The sequence below is a fragment of the Mycobacterium sp. genome, assembly GCF_032159775.1.
In the GTDB taxonomy this organism is placed as follows: domain Bacteria; phylum Actinomycetota; class Actinomycetes; order Mycobacteriales; family Mycobacteriaceae; genus Mycobacterium.
Window position 1 is genome coordinate 25,500 of the sequence record NZ_JAVHWK010000053.1, and the last position, 20,976, is coordinate 46,475.

The following is a 20,976-nucleotide window of genomic DNA, read 5'->3' on the forward strand; positions in this document are numbered from 1 at the left end:
GCTCATCCGGGGAGGTTGCGAACCGGGCTGGTGCCGTACCTCTCGGCCGCGGCGTCGTGGATGACTACCGCGTTCGCAGCCGCCGCCTCGGAAAGTTTGGAGATCTCGATGACCGCCGCGGTGCACAGAGCGGCTTGCTGGTCCAGATCGGCTACCACGTAACCCATCTGGCGAACCGGGCCGGGCACCACAGTCACGAGGCGCTCGGATGCACGATGATGCGCGGTGGGCCCTGGCCTTGTCGCACCTGATCGATGGCGTCAGGCACATCGTCGAGCCCGATGATCCTGCCGATGCTCGGAGACGGATCCAGCCGACCCTGAGAAACCGCGTCCAGCGTGCCGTACCAGTCCTGCGGATGCGGTCCGCCGCCGAACTGCATCGTCATGCCTTTGTGCGTAGCAGCGGTGCAGTCGATCGTGCCTGCGTCGTACCACCCACCCGCGGAATAAACCCGCGCCATGAACTCACATTGCTCGACGATGCTCTGCAGCAGGCCGTTGCGTCCGACACATTCGAAGATAACCTGGGTCGTCTGGAAGTTGTTGATGCGAAACGTGTCTCGCCAGACCTCGTACGGGTCACGCGACGACGGGTCGACGAGAATATCGGCCCCGAACTTCTTGGCGCACGCGAGCCGGTCTTCGCTGTAGTCCGACACCACGATCGGGGCCACGCCGCGCGCGGTCAGGGCGGCCACGGTCGACAGGCCGATCGCTCCCGCGCCGATGACCAGAGGCAGCTCGCCAGGCTTGATCCCCGAACAGCGAACGTAGAACTCGCCCACCGCGAAAGCGTCCACCACCGCGACGGAGTCATTCGGGACGTCGTCGGGTACCTGCCGTGCCATCACCTCCGACACGAGCATCAGCTCACCGAACGCACCTGGTGCATCCGGATTGTGCCCGATCACGAGTGGCTGCTCGCCGTGCCGGATCATGATCGGCAGGCTGGTGACGCGCGCGCCGATCGGGATGTCGCCCGAGCAGTCCGGACCGTGGCCGACGACCTCACCGATGAACTCGTGGCCCATGACCGTGTCACGGTCGGAATCCCACACGAAGCGGTCAGCCGAGTCCGGATGGTCCATGTAGTGCACATCGGACGCGCAGATCGCCGCACTCAGCGGCTTGATCAGCAGTTCGCCGTTACCAGGCACCGGGTCGGCCGTCTCGCGCACGTGCAGCTCCCCGTCGCGAAGCACCACCGCGCGCATCAGCTCGCAGTCCCCTGCCTGGCGGCGAAATCACGAGAGGCGGCGCTGGTGAGCTCGACAAGGGTGCGGCGATCGGCAGTCCAAATCATCGAAGCCATCTTCCGGTTGCTTTCTCCCACAGGGTAAGTCGGGCCATTCGCGATATTCTCGATGATCTCCCGGGCCGCGTCCTCGGAGAGCATCATGGTGTCGGGGTCGAAGGGGACTCCCATCCGCTGGAAGGCTTCGGTATAAGTCATGCCGAGCGGTGTGCAGCACACGTCGACCCCGTGGGGGCGCAGTTCGGCCCACAGACCTTCGGCGAAGTTGACGTTGAACGCCTTCACCGCGGAGTACACGGCGAGCAGCGAGGCTCCGGACAGGCAGGCCAGCGACCCCACCAACACGATGCCGCCGCGCCCGCGGTCGCGCATCGCGGGGGCGAAATGCCGTGCAAGCGCGACCGGCCCGATACATGCGAGCTTGATCTGTTGCAGCGAGTCGTCGAACGATTCGTCGAGAAACTCCACCGTCCGGTTCGCCGCGCCGGCGTTATAGATGACGAGCCCGACTTCGAGGCCATCCGCGGCTTTGGCCACGCGTTCTGAGACGTCCGACACCGTCAGGTCCAGTACCGCGGGGCGCACCTCGACGCGGTGGCGCTCGCGCACATCGGCCGCGAGCCGTTTCAGCTTCGCTTCATTGCGTGCGATCAGCAGGAGATGGAGTCCGCGCGAGGCCAATTGGTCGGCCAGACTGGCGCCGACTCCCTCGGAGGCGCCTGCGATGACAGCCCACGGACCGTAGCGTTGCGCGAACTCGCCGGTCGTCACGAGCCGCCGCCTCCTGTCAGTATTCGGGGGGTTCGAGCCGTCCTTTGACGAATCCGCCATCCGTCGGGCCCGCGCACCAACTCGTCGTCGTAGTGGCCGATGGCATCGACCCATGGGCCGTTGTCATCGGGCGTCACCATCAGTACGGCGTGCACGTAGGTCCGCGCCGTCGCAATGTCGCCGTCGACGTCTATGGCGAAGTTCGACAGCCGGTGATAAGTCGGTCCCATCGGGCCGTGGATCTGGGCGAAGAGTTCGGTCAACGCGCCGGGGTCCGCGAATGTCCCGAGCTCGCCGTAGTCGGCGTCGATCTCGTCGGCCCAGCAGCTGCGGAACAGCGGCCAGTTTTTTGAGTCGATTCCGGTGGCATAGCGAAGGAGCAGCTCGGTGATCTGCACGTTGTCGGCATCCACGCGGGGAAGACTAGCCGATTGGCGGGCCGTGGACCGCGTGTTCTCTCTAGACGAGAATGTCATTTCCGATTAGTGTCGGCGGGGTGTCGACACCCCAGAAGGCGCTCGCGCCCGAGATCTCTACCTGGCCCGACGAGAACCCGCAGCTGATCGGTAGCCGCTGCGGGGCGTGCGGCGCCACCACGTTCCCCGTGCAGCAGCGCTGCCCAAGATGCAGTGCCGGCGAGATGTCCAACGTGGACCTTCCCCGTCGCGGCACCCTGGTCGCGTGGACGACGCAGGGCTTTCCGCCTGGCGCGCCCTACAAAGGCCCCACGGGCAAGGACTTCGTGCCGTTCGGCGTAGGGCTCGTTCAACTCGATGACGTCATCCGCGTCGAGGGCAGGCTCACCGAGAATGATCCGGAGAAACTCCAGTTCGGCATGGACGTCGAGCTGACCATGATTCCGTTCACCACCGACGACGACGGCAACGAACTCGTCACCTTCGCCTTCCAGCCGCTCTAGAGAGGAACAGCTGTGACGAACGACGTCGCCATCATCGGAGTGGGGTTGCATCCCTTCGGCCGGTTCGACAAGACCGCGATGGAGATGGGCGCTGAGGCAATTCAGTTCGCGCTCGACGACGCGGGTGTCGACTGGCGCGACATCCAGTTCGGCTTCGGCGGCAGCCACGAGGTGTCGAACCCCGACGCGGTGACGCGGCTGGTCGGCCTGACCGGGATCACGTTCACCAACGTCTTCAACGCCTGCGCGACCGCTGCATCGGCCATCGCGCAGACAGCCGACACCATCCGCCTCGGCAAGTACGACATCGGCATCGCCATCGGTCTGGACAAGCATCCCCGCGGCGCGTTCACCGACGACCCGGCCAAGCTGGCGCTGCCTCAGTGGTATGCCGAGAACGGCCAATTCGTCACCACGAAGTTCTTCGGCATGAAGGCCAATCACTACCTCCACAAACACGGCATTTCACAGGAGACGCTGGCCAAGGTCGCCGCCAAGAACTTTCGCAACGGAGAGAGAAATCCGAATGCGTTCCGCCGCAAGCCGATTTCTGAAGAAGAAATTCTCCACTCGCCGGTGCTGAACTACCCGCTGACCCAGTACATGTTCTGCACGCCCGACGAAGGCGCGGCTGCGGTGATCATGTGCCGCGGCGATATTGCCCACCGCTTCACCAAGAAGCCGGTGTATGTGAAGGCCACCGAGATCCGGACGCGCACCTTCGGCGCCTACGAGGTGCACGCGACGTTCGCCCCCCTCGACGAGGACGCGTCACCGACCGTGTATGCAGCCAAGGCCGCCTACGAGGCGGCGAGCATCGGGCCCGAGGACGTCGACGTGGCTCAGCTACAGGACACCGACGCGGGTGCCGAGGTTATCCACATGGCCGAGACCGGGCTGTGCGCAGACGGCGAACAGGACAAGCTGCTCGCCGACGGCGCCACCGAGATCAGTGGCACGATGCCCGTCAACACCGACGGCGGGTTGATCGCCAACGGCGAGCCGATCGGCGCCTCCGGTCTGCGGCAGGTGCACGAGCTGGTACGCCAGCTGCGTGGTGAGGCAGGCGATCGCCAGGTGCCGGGCGAACCGAAGGTCGGTCTGGCCCAGGTCTACGGCGCGCCGGGCACGGCGTCGGCGACGATCCTGTCGGTCTGACCGGCGCTACATCGGCCGTGGCCACGCCGACCGTCGCCGACACCGTCAACCGGTACGTCGAGCTGCTCGGCATGGGCAGCGCCGACGAGCTGACGGCGCTCTACACATCGGACGCCACGGTGGAAGACCCGGTCGGAACCGGTGTGCGACGCGGTCACGACGAGATCCGCGATCTGTATCGCGGCGTCGAAAAGCAGGACCGCACAGTCGAACTGCTGTCGATGCACGTCAACGGCAATGAGGCTGCGTTCCTGGCGCGGCTGACCGTCATCGCCGGCGAAGTCGCGACCCGGATCGACGGGATCGACGTTATGACATTCGATGACCAGGCCCGGATCACCTCGATGCGAGCGTTCTGGGCCGTGCCGAACAACCGTTGATCGGCGTTTGCCTATCGGCTACTGTCGACTGGGTAGCCGATCGGCTAGTCAGCTCGAAGGAGGGCTATGCAGATTCTTGCCGAAGCCGAAGACCAGCCGAAGACGGCGAACGTCAAGACGCAACTGATCAGCCTGTGGACCGTACCGGTCTTCGGCGCTGTGCTCCTGGTCGCGTTTCTGGCGTTTCCCGGCTTCTTCCCGCCGATGTCCCCGCAGATGAGCGCCGATCAGGTCGCGGCGTTCTATGCAGACAACAGGGGCATGATCTGGTTCTCCATGATCACCTTCAACATCTGCGGCATGATGCTGCTGCCGCTGTTCATGGTGATCGTGGTCCAGATGAAGCGGATGGCGACACAGAGCCACGTCTTCGCGTACTGCTATCTGACCGCAGCCGTCAGTGGCGCGACCCTGTTCGCACTCGCCGACATCTTCTTCCTCGTCGCCACCTTCCGGCCGGGCCGCAACCCCGAACTCGTGATGTTGCTCAACGACATGGCCTGGATCATCTTCATCGCCCCCGTCGGGGCGCTCGTCGCGATGAACCTGATCTTGGCTGTCGCCATCGGTTTCGACGACGGGCCGAATCGCGTCTTTCCGCGGTGGGTCGGTTACTACTCACTGGCGACCGGGCTTGCCATGGCTCCTGCTGTCGGCGCGGCCATCTTCATGTCCGGCCCGTTGGCATGGGACGGCGCCGTATCGTTCTGGCTGCGCAACGGTTCATTCGCACTGTTCGTGCTCGTGATGTTCTTTGTGCTGAGGGGCGTGCTCCATCGGCAGGCCGCCGACGAAAAGGTTTCTGCGTGAGCAGCGCGGTCACCGAGGAGTCCACCGGACCCATTGACGCGCAGCGGCCGCCGCACGCGGGCAAGCGCGACGTCTGGCTCGTGTTCTGGATCGTGCCCGCGTTCTACACGGCCTTCGGCGTCATCTTCTTCGCGCTGGCGCGGGTAATGCCGCCGCCGCGGCCCGATGTCACGACCGATCAGATGGTGGACTTCTTCCACCAGCACTCCACAACGATCAAGATCGGCTTCGGCATCCTGGTCCTCATCGTCGGCGGCGCAGGGGTGGCCAACGGCATCGTCATGTACCACATCAAGCGCATGACGGTCGGTTCGGTGCTGGGCTATGCGTATATGGGTTCCCTTGCCATCGGCGCACTTCCGGGCTGCCTACTTGTCGCGTTCTGCTTTCTGGTCGCCGTCTACCGTCCCGACCGCGACCCGCAGCTGATGGCCCTCCTCTATGACCTCGGGCTGCTGTCCTACGTCGGATCGCTCGGCTGCTTCACCACCGCGTGGATCGCGTTTGCGATCGCGATCCTGTACGACCGCAACCAGATCTTTCCGAAATGGTTCGCCTACGTCACCGTTTGGCAGATCGTCACCGAAGTCATGGCTATCCCGGTCTTCATCTCCAAGGCAGGGCCGTTCGCATGGAACGGGTCGATCGCCTTCTGGGAGGGCACCGTCATCTTCGGCATCTGGATCTCGTGCCTGATCGTCCTACTGAAGAAGGCGAACGAACTCCAGCCCGGCGACGAAGCGCCGCTGCCGTGACCGACGTGGATATCGCGGTTCCCGCAGAATCGACGGGACGCACGGCGCACTTGCCGGGCGACATCGCCATGTGGGTGATGGTCCTCGGCGACTTCGTCTTCTTCGGCGCCTACTTCATCATCTTCATGGTGCATCGTGCGATGGCGCCCGAGCTGTTCCTGCAGTCCCAGCAGCACCTGAACCTCACCATCGGTGTGGTCAATACCCTTGTACTGCTTACTAGTTCGTGGTTCATCGTCCGCAGCGTGGCGACGGCACGGTCCGGCGATTACCAGGGGGCGGTTCGGCTGACCTATCTGGGTGGCGCCTGCGGGGTGTTGTTCATCGCGATCAAGGCCTACGAGTGGTCGGCGGAAATCGCTGCGGGCCACACCATGCCGGCCAACGAGTTCTTTTTGTTCTATTACATGCTCACCGGCGTGCACCTGTTCCACGTCGGGCTCGGCCTTCTGATCCTAGGGATCGTGGTACGCGAACTGCGCAACCCGCGCAAGCGCCGCGTCTCGATGGTCGAGTCCGGGGCCACCTACTGGCACATGGTCGACCTGCTCTGGATTGTCATCTTCGGACTCTTGTACGTGATGAGGTGAGCAAGTGACCGCGACCGTGGCGCCAGCGGCCCGATCCGCCAGAACCGCCACCTACGTATGGCTCATCCTGTCGGCCATCACGGTGATTTCCTGGTGGCTGGCGCCGGGCCATTCCGGCGGGCAGGCGGTGGCCAGCGTGCCGATCACCGTCGCCGTCATGCTGCTCGGCTTCGTCAAGGGGCGGATGATCATTCGGTACTTCATGGAGGTCCGCACCGCGCCGCGATGGCTGAAGGTCACCACCGACGGCTGGCTGGTCGTACTTTGGGTGACGATCCTGGCGATCTACCTGTACTGAGCGAGTACCACTTCGCGCCACCAGGTATAGGCCGACCGCGATTTCGTGATGAAAACGAGTGCCGGACTACTTGGTCCGATACGCGGAGATCCGCCGAAGCTTCCGATGTAGTGACGCCGATCGAGGCGACACCCATCGAAAGGGAAGGCCATGAACACCATCAAAAAGCTGCTTACATTCTCCGTTTTTGCAATCTGCCTGGCCGGCTTCGGCGGCTTCGCGGGTGGCACCGTTGCTCTAGCGGCGCCCGACAGCGGAACCTACGACGACCAGATGGACCTTGTCCAGGAGACCTGCTGGGGCTCTGTCTCACTGCCGGTCGCGTGGGAGGTCGGCGACCCCGAGTCCGCGGGTTGTGTGCACTCGCGCACGGCCTCCCAGTGACGATCCTGGCGATCTAGCTGTATTGATTGCCCGTGCCGGATACCGTCGGTTGGATGATTCGCTATTCCTCGCGGAAATCTTGTTCTAAAATCCGGAAATGATGTTTCCGGCAGGCTGTGCGACGCTGCGCGCCCGGGTGCTCAGCGGAATAGCAGTTTTCACGATGCTGATGGCGGCCGCAATTGCGGTTCCCAACTCGGTGGTGCGTGCCGATCCCGCAGATCCGCCTCCCCCGCCGCTGCGCCACGTTCAGTACACGATCTGGACGGAGCAGCCCTACGGAAACGGCGAGATCTACTACCGCGACACCGACCCGCCGAACTGGGCGGAATACAGCCACAATCCGTATCTCTTCAGCCCCAACGTGGAGGCCCAGGTCGGACCCGACCAGAAGTGGAACCTCGACGTGTATCTGGCCAACCCGGATTCGTGGGCGATGGTGATCGCCACCACCGCGTCAGATTCCACGGCGAAGCCGAACTTCCATTGCGTGCTCGCGGTCGACGGCGTGGTCGTCAAGACGGCGCAGGGGCCCAAGGGAGCGCTCTGCTCGATCCGCCCCTGGTGAGGGGGTCAGCTCTGTGCGGTCGCCACAGTCGCCGCAGCCTCGGCCGGCTCCCCCTCGAGCTGCCGCAGCCAGGTCTCGACGAACTCCAGCGTCTCGGCGTGCCCCGTCGACATGCCCAGGGCCGTCTCCATGACGAGGATGCGGGAAAGGCTCGTCGCAAACACCGCCCACACGACGGGCGGCACGTCGGTCGCGTCGATGCCGTAACGCTGCAGCGTCTCGGCCAGCACCTGACGTTCTCTCTGGCGGAACAATTCGCCGTAGCGCGCGAACTCGGCCCTCAACTCGTCTCGGTGACTGGCCAACGCCATGAACTCGACGGTGAACGCCGTGATCCTTGGATCCGAGCTGTATCGCCACAGCGCCCACAGCGGTTGCGCCGACTCCAACGCCAGGGCCTGCGCCTGCAGCCCCTGGTCGGCTCGCCTGCGAAACACGGCCAGGTAGAGGTCTCCCATCGTCCGGAAGTAGTAGTGCACCAACTGCGGCTTCAGCCCCGCCTTCTCCGCAACGCGCCGCGACGTCACCGCGCCGTAGCCCTCTTCGAGCATCAACCGCTCGGCGGCGTCGAGCAGCACGGTGCGATTCTTCGCGTCCGGCGCTCCGATCCTGCGCTCCGAAGCCATCTGAGTTCTTCGCCTTCCTCACTGCCAACCCGCAGGTTGACCGCCCGAAACGCCGATGGTAGCCGCGACCGGGCTTGTCGCCTTGACCCTGACCTTAGCGCCATGCTAAGCAGGTGCTCAGCATATTTGCGTCATTCGACGACGATCACCGTTCCGGCCCGGAAGGCACACAGCACATGACCACAGACTTTGATTCGGTGGATTACTTCACCGACCCGTCTCTCGTGCCCGACCCGCACCCGTATTTCGACCATCTGCGGACCAAGGGTGCGACGGGCTGCCCCATCAGCAACGGGGTGCTGGCCGTCACCGGCTGGGAATCGGCCAACGCGGTATACAAGGACACCGAGAACTACTCATCCTGCGTCGCCGTGGCGGGGCCGTTCACCCCGATCCCGTTCACCCCCGAGGGCGACGACATCTGCGCACAGCTCGTGGAGCATCGCGCTGAGATCCCGATGTACGAGCACATGGTCACGATGGACCCGCCGTACCACACCGATGCGCGTTCACTGCTGAGCCGGCTGCTGACCCCTAAGCGGCTCAAGGAGAACGAGGACTTCATGTGGCGGCTGGCCGACCGCCACATCGACGAGTTCATCGCCGACGGCAAGTGCGAGTTCCTCGCCGCCTACGCCCGGCCATTCTCACTGTTGGTGGTGGCCGACCTGCTGGGTGTCCCCGAAGCAGACCACGAAGAGTTTCGCGAGGCGTTCGGCGCCCAGCGGCCCGGCACCAGCATCGGCGGGCTCGACCACGAACCGATCGCGGCCAATCCGCTGGAATGGGCCGACGAGAAATTCTCCCATTACATCGAGGACCGCCGCGAGAACCCCCGCGACGACGTGCTCACCGGCCTGGCCACCGCGCTCTACCCGGACGGGTCGACGCCTGAGGTGGTCGACGTGGTCCGCACCGCCACCTTCCTGTTCGGCGCAGGCCAGGAGACCACCGCCAAGTTGCTGAGCGCCGCGATTCGGGTGCTCGGTGACCGGCCAGACATTCAGCAACAGCTGCGCGATGACCGCAGCCTCATCCCGGTGTTCATCGAGGAGTGCCTGCGGATGGACAGCCCGGTCAAGAGCGTGTTCCGGATGGCGCGCAAGTCAACGGCGCTGGGCGACACCGCAGTTCCTGCTGGCACGACGGTGATGGTCAGCCCGGGAGCGGCCAACAGGGACCCAAATCGCTTCGACAACCCGCACGAGTTCTCGCTTGATCGCAAGAACGTGCGCGAGCACATCGCGTTCAGCCGCGGCATCCACTCCTGCCCCGGCGCGCCGCTGGCCCGCGTCGAGGGCAGGGTCAGCATCGAACGGATTCTCGACCGGCTGGCCGACATCTCAATCGACGATGAGAAGCACGGACCTGCCGACGCGCGCGCGTACAACTACGAGCCGACGTTCATCTTGCGGGGGTTGACCGAGATCAACGTCAGGTTCACCCCGGCGCAGTGAGCCACTAGAGGTCGCCGCGCTCCCACCGGCTCGCCCCGTTACGGGCGTTACACGTGAGGAAGAGACCGTCGGGCGCTTGGGCGACCTCGCCGTCCAGCGCGCCGCAGAGGTCTCCTTCGTTTTTGACGCCGTGCATCTCCGGCGAACGGAACCACCGGGGTTCGTACCTTCTCGGCGACCCGCAGAACACCAGCCTGCCCCAGTCGGTGACACCGAACGCGTAGTAGGTGGGGTTGTCGCAGTAGGAGCCGAGCACGATGTTCGGCGCTATCCCCGGTGTGCAGTCGGGGTAGTTGCATTCATCGGCGGCAGCAGGTGGAGACCAGGCCAGCAATCCGGCCGTCATTGCCCCGGCGAGCGCCGCGAGGAGAGATCGCACACCGGCTATTCTCACACAGCGTCAGAACGAAATTCTCGCTTTCGGAGAGCAGTACTCCAACCGGCATTAGGCTGGCGGCATGGGCGGAGTGCAGGTCATCGGAAGCGTTGTGGCGACGGCATCAATCGCGGTCGGAGCGCTGAGCACCGCACCGCCGGCGCAGGCAGAAGCCCCCAACCTCAACGGGGCCTACCAAGCGCTGTCCAACGGCCAGTTCGCCAGAACCAACGACGTCTTCAAGGACGAGCGCACTGTTATCGAGACCTGGGACATTGCCACGACCTGTAAAAGCCCCATCGAGTGCACAGGTGAGGTGAAGAGTTCGGGGGGCTGGACAGCTCCGATCACTTACGACGGTGACGTGTGGAACGTCAGGCGGGTCGTTCCCAACTGGGAGCCGTGTCCCGACGGCACCTTCGCCGAAGGCGCACAGAACATCATTTTCTGGGGTATTGATCCCGTGTCCAACGAACGCCGACCGATTTTCACAAACCTCCTCGGCGGCCGCAACATCACGATGTCCGCGTCGGGTTCCTGCGGCATCAACAAGTCCCTCCAAATCGAACTGCCCATCCGGCTCGACAAGCTCTGATATGGGAGGCGTTTTGTCAATGGGGCAGGGTGAAGCGGCGGCCACGACCGTCGTCGTGACCGCGCTCATAGAGCTTTCGCGGGTCACTCCCAGATGCTTGCTGACAACACCTATGGAGAGTTCATCTGGACAGCTGCGGGTGTCAGCGTCGAGTAGTGCTAACGACCAGCACTGGCCGGCGAGTTCACGCGCGATGGCCGCGTCGGCGCCCTGACCGTTTGTGAGCGAGGCCCCAGCCACCCCATACGGTCTAGTCCTAGTGCCGCCGGTCGCCTGGCGCGCGTCAGATCGGGAGCAGGTCCTTCCACGATTTCGGGCTTCCCCCCGCCGCGAGATTCTGCACCTGCTGCAGCTGACCGTCGGGAGTCATGTAATTCCCCGTGCGTGGGTCGTAGTGGGTGATCGCCACCGATTGTCCACCAGTTGCGTTGCCGTTGAAGGCACTTGGCGCCGCCGGGACTGCGCCGTCAGCGGGTAGCGGCGGGGCGAAACCGTCGGGCGGAGGCGGCGCAGGCTCCGCAGGTATCGGCGCACCGTTGAGCGAATTGCCGGGCGGCGCCGGCGCGACTTCCGCGGGGGCGACCGGTCCGGGCGGGGGCGCGCCGGGGGGCGGCGCATCCGGCGGTGTTCCGGAGGGCACCGCGCCAGCAGGCCGGGGCGTGCCTTGTGTCGGCGCGTGGATCCGGTCGTTGAAATCGGTGCGGTCATCAGGGGGAATGCCCTGCGAGATCAAATTCGGATCGAATGGATATGGCCCCAAGGAGTGCTCGCGGATGGCTGTCGGGATGAATCCCCTGGGGTCGTTGCAGAGTTCGACCGTTGGCGCGCGTTTCCCCGGGTGCTCAATGCACGGGTAGTTGCGTGCCCCACGCACGTTGATGGGGGAATCCTGCGGCAGTTTGCAATACAGCCCGTCAGGGGTGTCGATGATCGACGCATCCTCCGGTGATCGCCACGACGACGGCGGTAGATAGCCAACGGTGCATGACGGGGGGTCACCGATGGTCAACGCGAAATCACCGAGCGGCAAACCGTTGACGTTGTTCTTCGGGATGCCGAAGGCCTGCTCCATCGAGAGCGCGGCCGGAAGGACCACCAACACCTGTTCGATGGCCGGGTTGTAGGTGAGGAGCACCTGGCCCACCGTGGTGAGGTTCGCGAGCATGATCGGCAGCGTCGGCTTCACCTGGTTCAGCAGCTGAGTGACTTCTTGGGCGAATCCCGGTCCCTTTTGCAGTATCGCGCGGATTTGCGGGTCGTCCTGTGCGAGCTGCTGTGTTACTCCGGCCAGGCTGCGCGCCCACGTCCGGATCGCCTCAGTCGTTTCGGCCTGGGATTCCAACAGTGGCCCGCTGTCGTCGACCAACGCCTTGAACTGGTCCGAGACGCCGTTGGCGTCCTTGGTCACCGTGGAAGCCGAGTCGACCAACGACTGGAAGTCGGGGCCCGCCCCGTTGAATGCCTTGAAGGTCTCGTCGAGCAGGTCCGAGATCCTGTCCTTTGGAATGCTGCCCACCAACGAGTTGAGCTGATCCAACACCGGACCGACCGCCTGCGGGATCGACGTGTTTTCTTGGGTGATCACGGAGCCGTCTTTGAGGTAGGGGCCCGAATCGGTGCGTGGACGCAGGTCGACGTACTGCTCGCCCACGGCAGAGACGCTGCGGACGTCAGCCTCGAGATCAGCGGGAATCTTCGGCGATGTTTCGAGTGTCAAAGTGGCTTCGGCACCATTACCGGTCAGCTTGACGTCAGTGACCTTGCCAATTTGCACCCCCCGGTACGTCACATTGGAGAACTTGTACAGGCCGCCCGCCGCAGGCAGATTCATCGTCACGTTGATACGCCCGAGGTTCAGCAGCGTCGGCACCTGCATGTAGGTGAACAACATGACGCCCACACCCACGATCGAGGCGATCGTGAAGACGATCAGCTGGTTGCGGACAAAGCGCGTCAGCATCAGCCACCCCCTTCAGGTGTGGGTGGTGTGTTGGTCGGCGATGCCGCCGGCGCGGGCGGTGCCGCCGATCCTGGGCCGTAGGGGCCCGCGAAGATCTGCGACGCCGTCGACACCGGCGCAGCCGCGCCCGGCATCGTCGGCGGCGGCGAAACCGGTAGCAGCGGTCCGGTGACCGGCGGCATCGGCTCTCCTGAAGCCGTCTGGGGCGGGGGCGGAGGTTCTTCCGGGGGCGGAGCAACGCCGACGTTCATGGGGGCGTAGGAGTACGTGAGGTAGAAGGGATCGCCCGGGGCGGGAATCATTTTCGCGTTCTCGTCGCCCCACCTGGTGCCGAGGAACAGCGTCCTCTTGAGCCGCGGATAGGTGAGGTCGAAGATCGCATACAGGTTGATGTAGTCGCCCCTGGTGATCTTGTCGGCGAAGGTCGGGCCATACGGGAACGCCGTGGCAAATATCAACGCGTTGAACAGGTCCGGGCCGATGTCGGCAAGCGACTTCAGGATCGGATCGAGGTTCCGCAGGTTGGTCACCAGATCGTCGCCCGCGTCGTTGACCAGTTGAGTTGCGATGTCGCTGAATTCGCCAAGCCTGGTGAGCGCGGTCGTCAGTGTCGGGCGCTCTTTGATCAGCACGTCCAATGCCGGCGGGATCTCGTTGAGCGCCCGGTCGATCAACTCACGCTGCCCGGCGAATGTTCCGGCCACCCGGTTGAGTTGCTGGATGGTCGTAATGATGTCGTCGCGTTGCTGATCGAGGACGCCGATGAAGTTGTCGAGGCGCGTCAGCAACTCGCGGATCTGGGGTTCGCGTCCGGACACGGCAACGCTGGCATTGTGGATGATGTCGCCGATCTGCCCCAGGCCGCCGCCGTTGAGCACCGCCGAAAGAGACGACAATGTCCGTTCGGTTGTCGGGTAGGTCGCGGACTGGTTCAACGGAATCGTGGCACCCGGTTGCATTCGGCCGCTTGGCTTTTCACCAAGCGGAGGATTGAGCGCCAAATGCATTGATCCCAACAGGCTGGTCTGACCGACCGTGGCCACCGCGTTGGCTGGCACTTCCACGTCGGGCTTCACCGAGATCTCGACGTCGGCGTGCCAGTTGTCGACCTTCATCGGGCCCACACTGCCGACGACGACGTCGTTGATCAGCACCGGCGAATTCGACTCCAGCGTAGCCACATTGGCGAGCTCGACATGGTAGGTGGTGGCGCCCGGACCCCGCCCCACGGCGCCGGGTAACGGCAGCGAGTTCAAACCCTGAAACGCACAACCCGTCGAAGAGAGCGCAATACAGCAGGCCAGTATCGTCAACCGCTTCATCGTACGCATCATGACGGCGGCGCTCCTTCCGCAGGCAAAAGCGGTCCGGGGGGCGGCGGCCCCTGCCCGGGTAGAAGCATCCCGTCGACGGTGGGCGGCGGGCCTGCAGGCACATTCGAGACAATATTGGGCGGGCCGGGGATGGCCGCACCGGGAAAGAGCGCGGGCGACGGTGTGCGCGGTGCGTCATTGTCCGTCGTATACAGGCCCCGCGGACCGGGCGGCCCATCCCACCCAGGCGGCGGCGGTATGTCCCCCGCCCCTGTGTAGGCGGAGACCGTCGGCGGAGGCTCGGGCGGGTCACCGGGCCCGGCGCCGCCGGGGGCGAGCTTCGGATCCGTATAAACGATCCGGTCCGCGCTGATCGACGGGCGCAGGTAAGCGTTGAACGGCAACGGGATGTTGTTGAAGTTCAGCAGACGCAGCACCGGGCCGAGGTACTGCGCGCAGAGTTTCGCCGTCTCCGGTGCGGTGGTGTTCGCGATCCCGCCGATCAGCCCACAGAAGAAGTAGACCGGGTTGGAGAAGTTGACGAGCGAGAAGGCGCCGGAAACCGCACCACCGTTGGGGTAGTAGATGTTCTCGAAGTTGGCGAGCGCGTTTGGCGCCACGTGAAGGATGTTCTCGAGGGACATCTTGTTGTCGACCAGCACCTGCGTGACGTCGGCCAGTCGGGCCACCTGCTCGGCGGTTTCGTGGCGAGTGCCCGCGACGAACCGCTGCACTTCCCCGATCGCCACCGACAGGTTCGACAGCGCCGCATCCAGATCAGACCTGCTGTCATTGACGACACTGGTGAGGCTCGCCAGCCTGTTCTCGAACATGACGATCTGCTCTTTGCTGTCTCGTAGCGCGGCCACGAAGATCTGCAGATTCTTGACGATATCGACGATGTTTCCGCTGCCTTCGGCGAAAATCCTTGCGGCACCGGAAAGCTGGCCGAGAGTCTGTCGAAGCTTCTCCCCGTTACCGCCGAGTGCGTTAGCAGAGCTGTTGATGAATCGGGAGACCGAGGTATCGGAAACGCCTGAGCCTGGCTTGGGTCCCAGTTCACTCGCCAGGCGCATCAACTGTTCCTTGACCTCATCCCATTCGACGGGGACGGCGGTTCGGTCAGCGGGTATGACTCCGCCGTCGCGCATGGTCGGCCCGCCTCCGCCCCGATATGCGGGCGTGAGCTGGACATAGCGCGCGGCGACCAGGTTCTGCGCGACGATCACAGCCTTGGCGTCAGCCGGGACGGAAACACCGTGATCAACCTTCAGCGTCATCTTCGTCTGGGTGCCATCGGGCTTGATCGAGTCGATGCTTCCGACCTTGACGCCGGACACCCGGACCTCGTCGCCGGCGTAGATCGCCGTCGTGGTCGGAAAATAGGCGGTAATGGTCGTCGGTCCGAAAAACGCCTGCCGAACAAGCACGACGGTCCCGGCCACCAACACGACGGCCAAGGCGACCGCCGCCAGCGTGGTTAACCGCTTACGGTTGCGGTTCACCCGGATCCCCATCGTCAGGGAGGTCTCCCGGTTGCGGAATGCTGTTGACCGGGAACGGTAGCTCTGCTCGCGGACCGGCGTTGTCCGGCGGTTGTCCGGCGTTCACCCCGCGCCGGAAGCCGAATGCGTAATCGAGGAACGGTTGCAGGATCTGGGCAGGTGAGATGTTCGGGATAAGCGCGTTGTAGTAGGCACCGTTGGAGACGATTTCACCCTGGGTCACCAGATACTTCTTGATTCCCGGCAGCATCTTCGACAAGTTGTCCCGGTTCTTTTGGAGCACCGCGAGGACAGAGTTCAGCTTGTCCAGCGTCGGTTTCAGCTCCTTCTCGTTGTCGGCGACCACGCCGGTCAGCTCCTTCGACACAGCCGACGTGCTCGCAAGCAGGCTGGTGATCGCGTACCGACGGTCGTTGAGAACGCCGATCAGGTCGTTGGCGTTCAGGATCAGCGTGTTCACTTGCGTGCTGCGCTCGGAGAGGATGCCGGTCACGTCGCCTGCGGTCTTCAACAGCTCGGCCAGGCTCTCGTTGCGGTTGTTGAGGGACCTCGACAGTCTCGAGAGACCGTCGAACGTCGGGCCGAGCTGCGGCGCAATCTGATCGAGCGTCGCCGACAGGGTGTCCAACGATTCGTTCAGCGATGCGGTGTCGGTACCGGCCGTGTTTGTGGTGAGTTCACTGACTGCGTCGGTCAACGAGTAGGGCGACGTGGTCCGTGAGAGTGGTATGACCGCGTTGGGCGACAACGTCCCGCTGCCCGCCGATTCCAGCGCGAGCACTCGCTCGCCCAACAGGGTGCCAGTGCGGATGTGTGCGGTGGTGTCACTGCCGAGCGAGTATTTGCCGCTGACGGTGAACCCGACGAGAGCGTCGCCGTTGTCGAGTTTGATCGATGAGACCGAGCCGACCTTGATGCCCGATACTGTCACGTCGTTACCTGCAACGAGCCCACCGGCCTCGGAGAACAGTGCGCTGTAGCGCAGCGAAGTCGCCCATGCCACCAGTCGCTCGGGCTGCAATCCGACAGTGATGATCAGGATGGCCAGCACAACGCCGATCACCCCCGCCCGCACCAGCTTCGATCCGTGGTATTTGAGCACTACTCCGCGCACCTTCCTTGCAGTTGCTTGATCCACGGGAAAACCACGGTGCGGCCCTGCAGATCGCTGGCACGGAAACTGATCCCGCAGATGTAGTAGGGGAAGAAGGCCCCGTAGGAGCCGACTCGTGCGAGCTTGGCGTAGATGGCAGGCAGACGCTGGAGCGTGGCGTCGAGGCGCGGGTTGTCATTCGCGAGGATCGGAGCCAGCCTGTTGAGCTGATCGACTGTGCCGTTCAACGGCTCTCGCGCTCGACCGAGCAGATCTGCAAGGGAGGTGGTTCCGTTGTTCAGCGACTCGATGGCCGTCCCAATGGGCTCGCGATCTTGGGAAAGTCCGGTGACCAGCTGTTCGAGCCGATCAACCGCGCCGGAGAACTGGTCACCGTCTCTGTTGAGCGTATCGAGCACCGTTTTGAGTTGGTCGATCAACTGCTCGACGACCTGACTGTTGTCTGCGAGCGAGTTCGTGAAACTCGACGTCTTCGACAACAGCGAGTCCAGCGTGCCCCCTTGGCCCTGCAGGATCTCGACCAGCGATCTCGTGAATGTGTTGACGTCCTTTGGGTTCAAGCCCCTGATAACGGGTTTCAGCCCACCGAGCAGGAGATCCAGGTCGAGCGCGGGCGCCGTTCGGTCGATGGGTATCTGTCCGCCTGCCGCGAGGATCCTCGTTGACCCCGGTCCGTCCAGGAGTTCGAGGTAGCGATCGCCGACAAGGTTCAAGTAGCGGATCGCGGCCTTGGTGCCCGTCGTCAGCTTGACGTCACGATCGGCGTCGAAGTCGACAAGGACCTTCCTGTCAGCCGCTAGTTGAACGTCTTTCACTGTGCCGACCCGGATACCCGCGACTCGTACGCTATCGCCGGGCTTGAGTCGCGACGCGTCGTTGAAAACGGCCGAATACCCGTTGGTGGAACCGGTTCTCGTTTCAGCAAAGATGAAGAACAGGAACGCGGTAAGCACCGCCATCACCAGCGCGAAGGCGGTGAACTTGATTAGAGTGCGAGTTGATCGCGTCATCCTGGCATTCCAACCTGTGCGGTGTTGCGCGGCGGTCCGTCGAGCGGTCCGAACAACCAGTTCTTGAGGCCCTCGGAATTCAGCAGAATGCCTTGATTGCCGTATTGCGCCGGGTTCGAGCCGACGTCGGAGACGACGAACGGTGACCTGAAGCCAGGTGAAACCTCCGGCAGACCCAGCTCTTTGCAGAGGTCGCGACCGCCGGTCGTGGCAGCGACCTTCGGCAGATCGCCCGGATAGCGGTATCGCTCAACGCCGAGAGTCAGGCCCGCGCTGACGAGGATTCCCGGAGACTGCGGTGGCGACACGGTGAGAGGCACGAGGGCGCCGACGCCGCAGCCGAGCTGGGTGTGGTATCTGTTGAGCAGGTCGGTGGTCGGCACGAGAACGTGCAGCAAATCCGTCAGCGCCTGCCGATTGCCGCCGACGACCTCAATGCCGGCCTGAGCCAAACCGATTGCGCTGACGAGGAACTCGTCGAGGTTCTGCTGCTGATCGACGATGGAATTGCTCACCTGAGTCGTGTTCTCGATCGTGGACAGCAGATCCGGCGCAGCGTCGCCGTAGGCATTGAGCGTCGGAGCGGCGGCCTCGATGTCACGGGTCAGGTTCGGCAGGCTCGGCTCGATCTTGGCCAGCAGAGCGTTGAGGTCGGACAAGGTCTGGCCGAACTTCTCGCCACGGCCGTTGAAGGCCGACGAGATCGCACCCAGCGTTTCGTTGAGCTTGGCCGGGTCGATCTTGTCGAGCACTGCGACCAACTGCTGGAAAACTGTGTTGACTTCAACGGTCACGTGCTGGCTCTGGATCACCTGGCCGGCACGCAACGCCTGAGACGACGGGTCCGGCGGCGGGTTCAGTTGGACGTACTTCGCGCCGAACACCGTGTTCGACGTGATGTCGACGAGAACATTCGCCGGGATGAGCGCCATCTGCGACGGTTCCATTGCCAGGTGCAGCGCCGCGGTTCCATCGGGCCGCTCCTCGATGTCTTCCACCTTGCCGACCTGCACGCCGCGCATCTTCACTTTGGCGTCTTTGTCCATCACGAGACCAGCCCGGTCCGAGATCACCGTGACCGGAGTCGATGTGGTGAAGGTTCCACGGAACAGCGCGATTGCGAGCGCAATGATCAGCACAACCGCCAGCACCAGGCCCAAGCCGGCCAGCGGGCGCACCGCACTGCTCTTCATCACTCTCCTAACCCGACAGGTTGAAGTTGCCGTTGGAACCGTAGACCGACAGCGACACCAGGAGCGTCACGGTCACCACGACGACCAGCGAAGTCCGCACCGCGTTGCCCACCGCGACGCCGACGCCCGACGGGCCTCCGGACGCGAAATAGCCGTAGTACGTGTGGACCAGCAGGATCGCTATCGCCATCAGGATTGCCTGCAGGAAGGACCACAGCAGGTCGATCGGGTTGAGGAAGGTGTCGAAGTAGTGGGAGTACAGGCCGCTGGATTGCCCCAGCAGAAACACCGTGGTGAACTGGCTGGCCACGAAGGACATGATGACCGCGATCGCGTACAACGGGGTGATCGCGGTCAGCCCGGCCACGATCCGGGTGGACACCAGGTACTCAACGGACCGGATCGCCATCGTCTCCAGGGCGTCGATCTCTTCGTTGATGCGCATCGCTCCCAACTGGGCCGTGACACCCGCGCCGAAGGTCGCCGCCAACCCGATCCCCGCCACCACGGGCGCGGCGATGCGAACATTGATGAACGCCGACAGAAATCCGGTCAATGCCTCGATGCCGATGTTGCCCAATGAACTGTAGCCCTGGATCGCCAGCACGCCACCGGTAGCCAGCGTGAGGAAGCCGACGATCACCACCGTGCCACCGATCATCGCCAATGTGCCTGCGCCCATGCTGATTTCGGCGATCAGACGGATGATCTCCTTGCGGTAATGCACGGTTGCGTGAGGCACGCCGCGGATCGCCTTGCCATAGAACAGGACTTGGTCACCGATGCGGCTGAAGAACTCCACCGGGCGCTGCGCCTGGCGGAAAGCACGTGGATAAACGGCCTTCAAAGTCATCGCGTCATCCCGTCGTCAGCCTGATGCCGATGGCCGTGACGACCACGTTGATCACGAACAACGCCATGAACGCGTACACGACCGTTTCGTTGACGGCGTTACCGACAGCCTTCGCGCCGCCGCCGGTGATCGTCAAACCGCGGTAGCACGCCACCAGACCCGCGATCAGACCGAACAGCAGCGCTTTCACGCATGAGATGATCACCTCGGGCACGCCGGTCAGCAGCGTGATCCCTGCGGCGAATGCACCCGGGTTCACGTCCTGGATGAGAACCGAGAACACGTAGCCACCGAGAATGCCGATGATGACTACCAGGCTGTTCAACAGGAACGCGACCAGGCCCGAAGCCAGCATGCGCGGCGTGACCAGTCGTTGAACCGGGTTGATACCGAGAACCTCCATCGCGTCGATCTCCTCGCGGATGGTGCGCGAGCCGAGGTCGGCGCACATAGCCGTGGCCCCGGCCCCCGCCACGATCAATACCGTCACAAGCGGACCGAGCTGTGTCACCGCGCCGAACGCGGCACCCGCACCGCTGAGGTCGGCCGCGCCGAGTTCACGCAGGAGGATGTTCAGCGTGAAAGACACCAAGGTCGTGAAGGGGATGGCGACCAACAAAGTCGGCAACATCGACACCCGCGCCACGAACCACGCCTGCTCCAGGAACTCGCGCCACTGGAAGGGCCGGCGGAAAATGAACATGAATGCGTCGGCAGCCATGGAGAAAAGTCCTCCAACGGCTTGCATAGGACCGGAGAGGCCCTTGCCGAGTGACACTCCTGTCGTCCATCTATCCGCCATGAGCAACCGGCCCCTCTGAACTCGTAACCGTGGACACCACAGCAGACCCCCCGATACTGGGCACTGGAGCGTACTGGGCGACATTCGTTGCCACCGGTGGATGCCCCCGAGCTTTCAAGTTGTCGCGTGTGTTCACTGCCAACTGCCTGCCGATCGATGTGACCTCGGCTTCGACGATGTGCAGTCCCCGTACTGTTCGGCGAATCCTCGCCCTTCATAGCTGATCGAGGACCTCGCCGTGAAGAAATCGTGAACTTCCGTCACATCAACCTGACAACGAGT

Annotated in this window: 25 protein-coding genes; 11 read left to right on the forward strand and 14 right to left on the reverse strand. The window is 63.8% G+C overall.

All coding sequences use genetic code 11. The features are described 5' to 3' along the window. Positions 1–2: 2 nt before the first annotated feature. Genes QOJ24_RS05565 through QOJ24_RS05580 form a run of 4 tightly spaced genes read right to left on the reverse strand, consistent with a single transcriptional unit; the run spans position 3 to position 2,441 of the window. Positions 3–197 carry a hypothetical protein gene (locus QOJ24_RS05565; protein WP_526259907.1) on the reverse strand — a complete coding sequence of 65 codons (195 nt, stop codon included), beginning with the start codon at positions 195–197 and terminating at the stop codon, positions 3–5. Further along, positions 194–1,216 carry a zinc-binding dehydrogenase gene (locus QOJ24_RS05570; RefSeq protein WP_526259908.1) on the reverse strand — a complete coding sequence of 341 codons (1,023 nt, stop codon included), beginning with the start codon at positions 1,214–1,216 and terminating at the stop codon, positions 194–196. The genes QOJ24_RS05565 and QOJ24_RS05570 overlap by 4 nt, the downstream gene beginning before the upstream one ends. Continuing rightward, positions 1,216–2,028: an SDR family NAD(P)-dependent oxidoreductase gene (locus QOJ24_RS05575; protein WP_526259910.1), complete on the reverse strand. Its 813-nt coding sequence runs from the start codon at positions 2,026–2,028 to the stop codon at positions 1,216–1,218. Before QOJ24_RS05575 ends, QOJ24_RS05570 begins: the two co-directional genes overlap by 1 nt. Next, complete coding sequence (locus QOJ24_RS05580) at positions 2,025–2,441, reverse strand: nuclear transport factor 2 family protein (RefSeq protein WP_526259912.1); 417 nt, start codon at positions 2,439–2,441, stop codon at positions 2,025–2,027. The genes QOJ24_RS05575 and QOJ24_RS05580 overlap by 4 nt, the downstream gene beginning before the upstream one ends. A gap of 56 nt (positions 2,442–2,497) precedes the next feature. Here QOJ24_RS05580 and QOJ24_RS05585 point away from each other — a divergent pair, with 56 nt between their 5' ends. From QOJ24_RS05585 to QOJ24_RS05625, 9 genes are all read left to right on the forward strand, one after another. Next, complete coding sequence (locus QOJ24_RS05585; RefSeq protein ID WP_526259914.1) at positions 2,498–2,947, forward strand: Zn-ribbon domain-containing OB-fold protein; 450 nt, start codon at positions 2,498–2,500, stop codon at positions 2,945–2,947. 12 nt (positions 2,948–2,959) lie between these two features. After that, positions 2,960–4,105 carry a thiolase family protein gene (locus tag QOJ24_RS05590; RefSeq protein WP_526259916.1) on the forward strand — a complete coding sequence of 382 codons (1,146 nt, stop codon included), beginning with the start codon at positions 2,960–2,962 and terminating at the stop codon, positions 4,103–4,105. Positions 4,106–4,122: 17 nt separating this feature from the next. Beyond that, positions 4,123–4,485 carry a nuclear transport factor 2 family protein gene (locus QOJ24_RS05595; protein WP_526259918.1) on the forward strand — a complete coding sequence of 121 codons (363 nt, stop codon included), beginning with the start codon at positions 4,123–4,125 and terminating at the stop codon, positions 4,483–4,485. Between the two features lie 66 nt (positions 4,486–4,551). Further along, positions 4,552–5,295: a hypothetical protein gene (locus tag QOJ24_RS05600; protein ID WP_526259919.1), complete on the forward strand. Its 744-nt coding sequence runs from the start codon at positions 4,552–4,554 to the stop codon at positions 5,293–5,295. Continuing rightward, positions 5,292–6,050: a hypothetical protein gene (locus QOJ24_RS05605; protein WP_526259921.1), complete on the forward strand. Its 759-nt coding sequence runs from the start codon at positions 5,292–5,294 to the stop codon at positions 6,048–6,050. Before QOJ24_RS05600 ends, QOJ24_RS05605 begins: the two co-directional genes overlap by 4 nt. After that, positions 6,047–6,640 carry a cytochrome c oxidase subunit 3 family protein gene (locus tag QOJ24_RS05610; RefSeq protein ID WP_526259923.1) on the forward strand — a complete coding sequence of 198 codons (594 nt, stop codon included), beginning with the start codon at positions 6,047–6,049 and terminating at the stop codon, positions 6,638–6,640. The genes QOJ24_RS05605 and QOJ24_RS05610 overlap by 4 nt, the downstream gene beginning before the upstream one ends. 4 nt (positions 6,641–6,644) lie before the next feature. Beyond that, positions 6,645–6,938 (forward strand): cytochrome C oxidase subunit IV family protein, encoded by a 294-nt coding sequence (locus QOJ24_RS05615; protein ID WP_526259924.1) that lies wholly within the window; start codon positions 6,645–6,647, stop codon positions 6,936–6,938. Positions 6,939–7,088: 150 nt separating this feature from the next. Continuing rightward, a complete protein-coding gene (locus QOJ24_RS05620) occupies positions 7,089–7,322 on the forward strand; it encodes a hypothetical protein (RefSeq protein WP_526259926.1) in 234 nt (77 codons plus the stop codon). A gap of 100 nt (positions 7,323–7,422) precedes the next feature. Continuing rightward, positions 7,423–7,890: an Rv2576c family protein gene (locus QOJ24_RS05625; RefSeq protein WP_526259964.1), complete on the forward strand. Its 468-nt coding sequence runs from the start codon at positions 7,423–7,425 to the stop codon at positions 7,888–7,890. 5 nt (positions 7,891–7,895) lie between these two features. Here the strand turns inward: QOJ24_RS05625 and QOJ24_RS05630 are convergent, their stop codons facing one another. Continuing rightward, positions 7,896–8,516: a TetR/AcrR family transcriptional regulator gene (locus QOJ24_RS05630; protein WP_526259928.1), complete on the reverse strand. Its 621-nt coding sequence runs from the start codon at positions 8,514–8,516 to the stop codon at positions 7,896–7,898. 176 nt (positions 8,517–8,692) lie between these two features. Between QOJ24_RS05630 and QOJ24_RS05635 the strand changes: the two genes are divergently transcribed. Then, a complete protein-coding gene (locus QOJ24_RS05635) occupies positions 8,693–9,973 on the forward strand; it encodes a cytochrome P450 (protein WP_526259930.1) in 1,281 nt (426 codons plus the stop codon). A 4-nt stretch (positions 9,974–9,977) separates the two neighbouring features. Here QOJ24_RS05635 and QOJ24_RS05640 read toward each other — a convergent pair whose 3' ends face one another. Further along, positions 9,978–10,352 carry a hypothetical protein gene (locus tag QOJ24_RS05640; protein WP_526259932.1) on the reverse strand — a complete coding sequence of 125 codons (375 nt, stop codon included), beginning with the start codon at positions 10,350–10,352 and terminating at the stop codon, positions 9,978–9,980. A gap of 79 nt (positions 10,353–10,431) precedes the next feature. On the opposite strand from QOJ24_RS05640, the gene QOJ24_RS05645 reads away from it, so the two are divergent. Then, positions 10,432–10,944, forward strand: a complete 513-nt coding sequence (locus tag QOJ24_RS05645) for an Rv2253/PknI dimerization domain-containing protein (RefSeq protein WP_526259934.1) — start codon at positions 10,432–10,434, stop codon at positions 10,942–10,944. 283 nt (positions 10,945–11,227) lie between these two features. Here QOJ24_RS05645 and QOJ24_RS05650 read toward each other — a convergent pair whose 3' ends face one another. The 8 genes from QOJ24_RS05650 to QOJ24_RS05685 are packed head-to-tail and all read right to left on the reverse strand — an operon-like array spanning position 11,228 to position 20,694. After that, the gene (locus QOJ24_RS05650) at positions 11,228–12,904 is read right to left on the reverse strand and encodes an MCE family protein (RefSeq protein WP_526259936.1); all 1,677 of its coding nucleotides are present in this window, start codon (positions 12,902–12,904) and stop codon (positions 11,228–11,230) included. Next, positions 12,904–14,226, reverse strand: coding sequence for an MCE family protein (locus tag QOJ24_RS05655; protein ID WP_526259938.1), 1,323 nt, complete (start codon positions 14,224–14,226; stop codon positions 12,904–12,906). Before QOJ24_RS05655 ends, QOJ24_RS05650 begins: the two co-directional genes overlap by 1 nt. Positions 14,227–14,234: 8 nt before the next feature. Next, positions 14,235–15,722 carry an MCE family protein gene (locus QOJ24_RS05660; protein ID WP_526259940.1) on the reverse strand — a complete coding sequence of 496 codons (1,488 nt, stop codon included), beginning with the start codon at positions 15,720–15,722 and terminating at the stop codon, positions 14,235–14,237. Further along, on the reverse strand, positions 15,706–16,824 hold the full coding sequence (locus QOJ24_RS05665) for an MCE family protein (protein WP_526259966.1): 1,119 nt from the start codon (positions 16,822–16,824) through the stop codon (positions 15,706–15,708). Before QOJ24_RS05665 ends, QOJ24_RS05660 begins: the two co-directional genes overlap by 17 nt. Further along, positions 16,824–17,846 (reverse strand): MCE family protein, encoded by a 1,023-nt coding sequence (locus QOJ24_RS05670; RefSeq protein WP_526259942.1) that lies wholly within the window; start codon positions 17,844–17,846, stop codon positions 16,824–16,826. The genes QOJ24_RS05665 and QOJ24_RS05670 overlap by 1 nt, the downstream gene beginning before the upstream one ends. Beyond that, positions 17,843–19,039, reverse strand: a complete 1,197-nt coding sequence (locus QOJ24_RS05675) for an MCE family protein (protein ID WP_526259944.1) — start codon at positions 19,037–19,039, stop codon at positions 17,843–17,845. The genes QOJ24_RS05670 and QOJ24_RS05675 overlap by 4 nt, the downstream gene beginning before the upstream one ends. Positions 19,040–19,046: 7 nt before the next feature. Further along, positions 19,047–19,892, reverse strand: coding sequence for an MlaE family ABC transporter permease (locus tag QOJ24_RS05680; RefSeq protein WP_526259946.1), 846 nt, complete (start codon positions 19,890–19,892; stop codon positions 19,047–19,049). A 4-nt stretch (positions 19,893–19,896) separates the two neighbouring features. After that, positions 19,897–20,694, reverse strand: a complete 798-nt coding sequence (locus QOJ24_RS05685) for an MlaE family ABC transporter permease (protein WP_526259948.1) — start codon at positions 20,692–20,694, stop codon at positions 19,897–19,899. Positions 20,695–20,976 lie beyond the last annotated feature (282 nt).

What these genes read in the sequence shown, in the direction of transcription:
- QOJ24_RS05675 (WP_526259944.1), bottom strand. Translation starts at nt 19,039, where the DNA reads ATGAAGAGCAGTGCGGTGCGCCCGCTGGCCGGCTTGGGCCTGGTGCTG.
- QOJ24_RS05585 (WP_526259914.1), top strand. Translation starts at nt 2,498, where the DNA reads ATGTCATTTCCGATTAGTGTCGGCGGGGTGTCGACACCCCAGAAGGCG.
- QOJ24_RS05645 (WP_526259934.1), top strand. Translation starts at nt 10,432, where the DNA reads ATGGGCGGAGTGCAGGTCATCGGAAGCGTTGTGGCGACGGCATCAATC.
- QOJ24_RS05620 (WP_526259926.1), top strand. Translation starts at nt 7,089, where the DNA reads ATGAACACCATCAAAAAGCTGCTTACATTCTCCGTTTTTGCAATCTGC.
- QOJ24_RS05630 (WP_526259928.1), bottom strand. Translation starts at nt 8,516, where the DNA reads ATGGCTTCGGAGCGCAGGATCGGAGCGCCGGACGCGAAGAATCGCACC.
- QOJ24_RS05655 (WP_526259938.1), bottom strand. Translation starts at nt 14,226, where the DNA reads ATGAAGCGGTTGACGATACTGGCCTGCTGTATTGCGCTCTCTTCGACG.
- QOJ24_RS05600 (WP_526259919.1), top strand. Translation starts at nt 4,552, where the DNA reads ATGCAGATTCTTGCCGAAGCCGAAGACCAGCCGAAGACGGCGAACGTC.
- QOJ24_RS05670 (WP_526259942.1), bottom strand. Translation starts at nt 17,846, where the DNA reads ATGACGCGATCAACTCGCACTCTAATCAAGTTCACCGCCTTCGCGCTG.
- QOJ24_RS05650 (WP_526259936.1), bottom strand. Translation starts at nt 12,904, where the DNA reads ATGCTGACGCGCTTTGTCCGCAACCAGCTGATCGTCTTCACGATCGCC.
- QOJ24_RS05680 (WP_526259946.1), bottom strand. Translation starts at nt 19,892, where the DNA reads ATGACTTTGAAGGCCGTTTATCCACGTGCTTTCCGCCAGGCGCAGCGC.
- QOJ24_RS05635 (WP_526259930.1), top strand. Translation starts at nt 8,693, where the DNA reads ATGACCACAGACTTTGATTCGGTGGATTACTTCACCGACCCGTCTCTC.
- QOJ24_RS05685 (WP_526259948.1), bottom strand. Translation starts at nt 20,694, where the DNA reads ATGGCGGATAGATGGACGACAGGAGTGTCACTCGGCAAGGGCCTCTCC.
- QOJ24_RS05625 (WP_526259964.1), top strand. Translation starts at nt 7,423, where the DNA reads ATGTTTCCGGCAGGCTGTGCGACGCTGCGCGCCCGGGTGCTCAGCGGA.
- QOJ24_RS05570 (WP_526259908.1), bottom strand. Translation starts at nt 1,216, where the DNA reads ATGCGCGCGGTGGTGCTTCGCGACGGGGAGCTGCACGTGCGCGAGACG.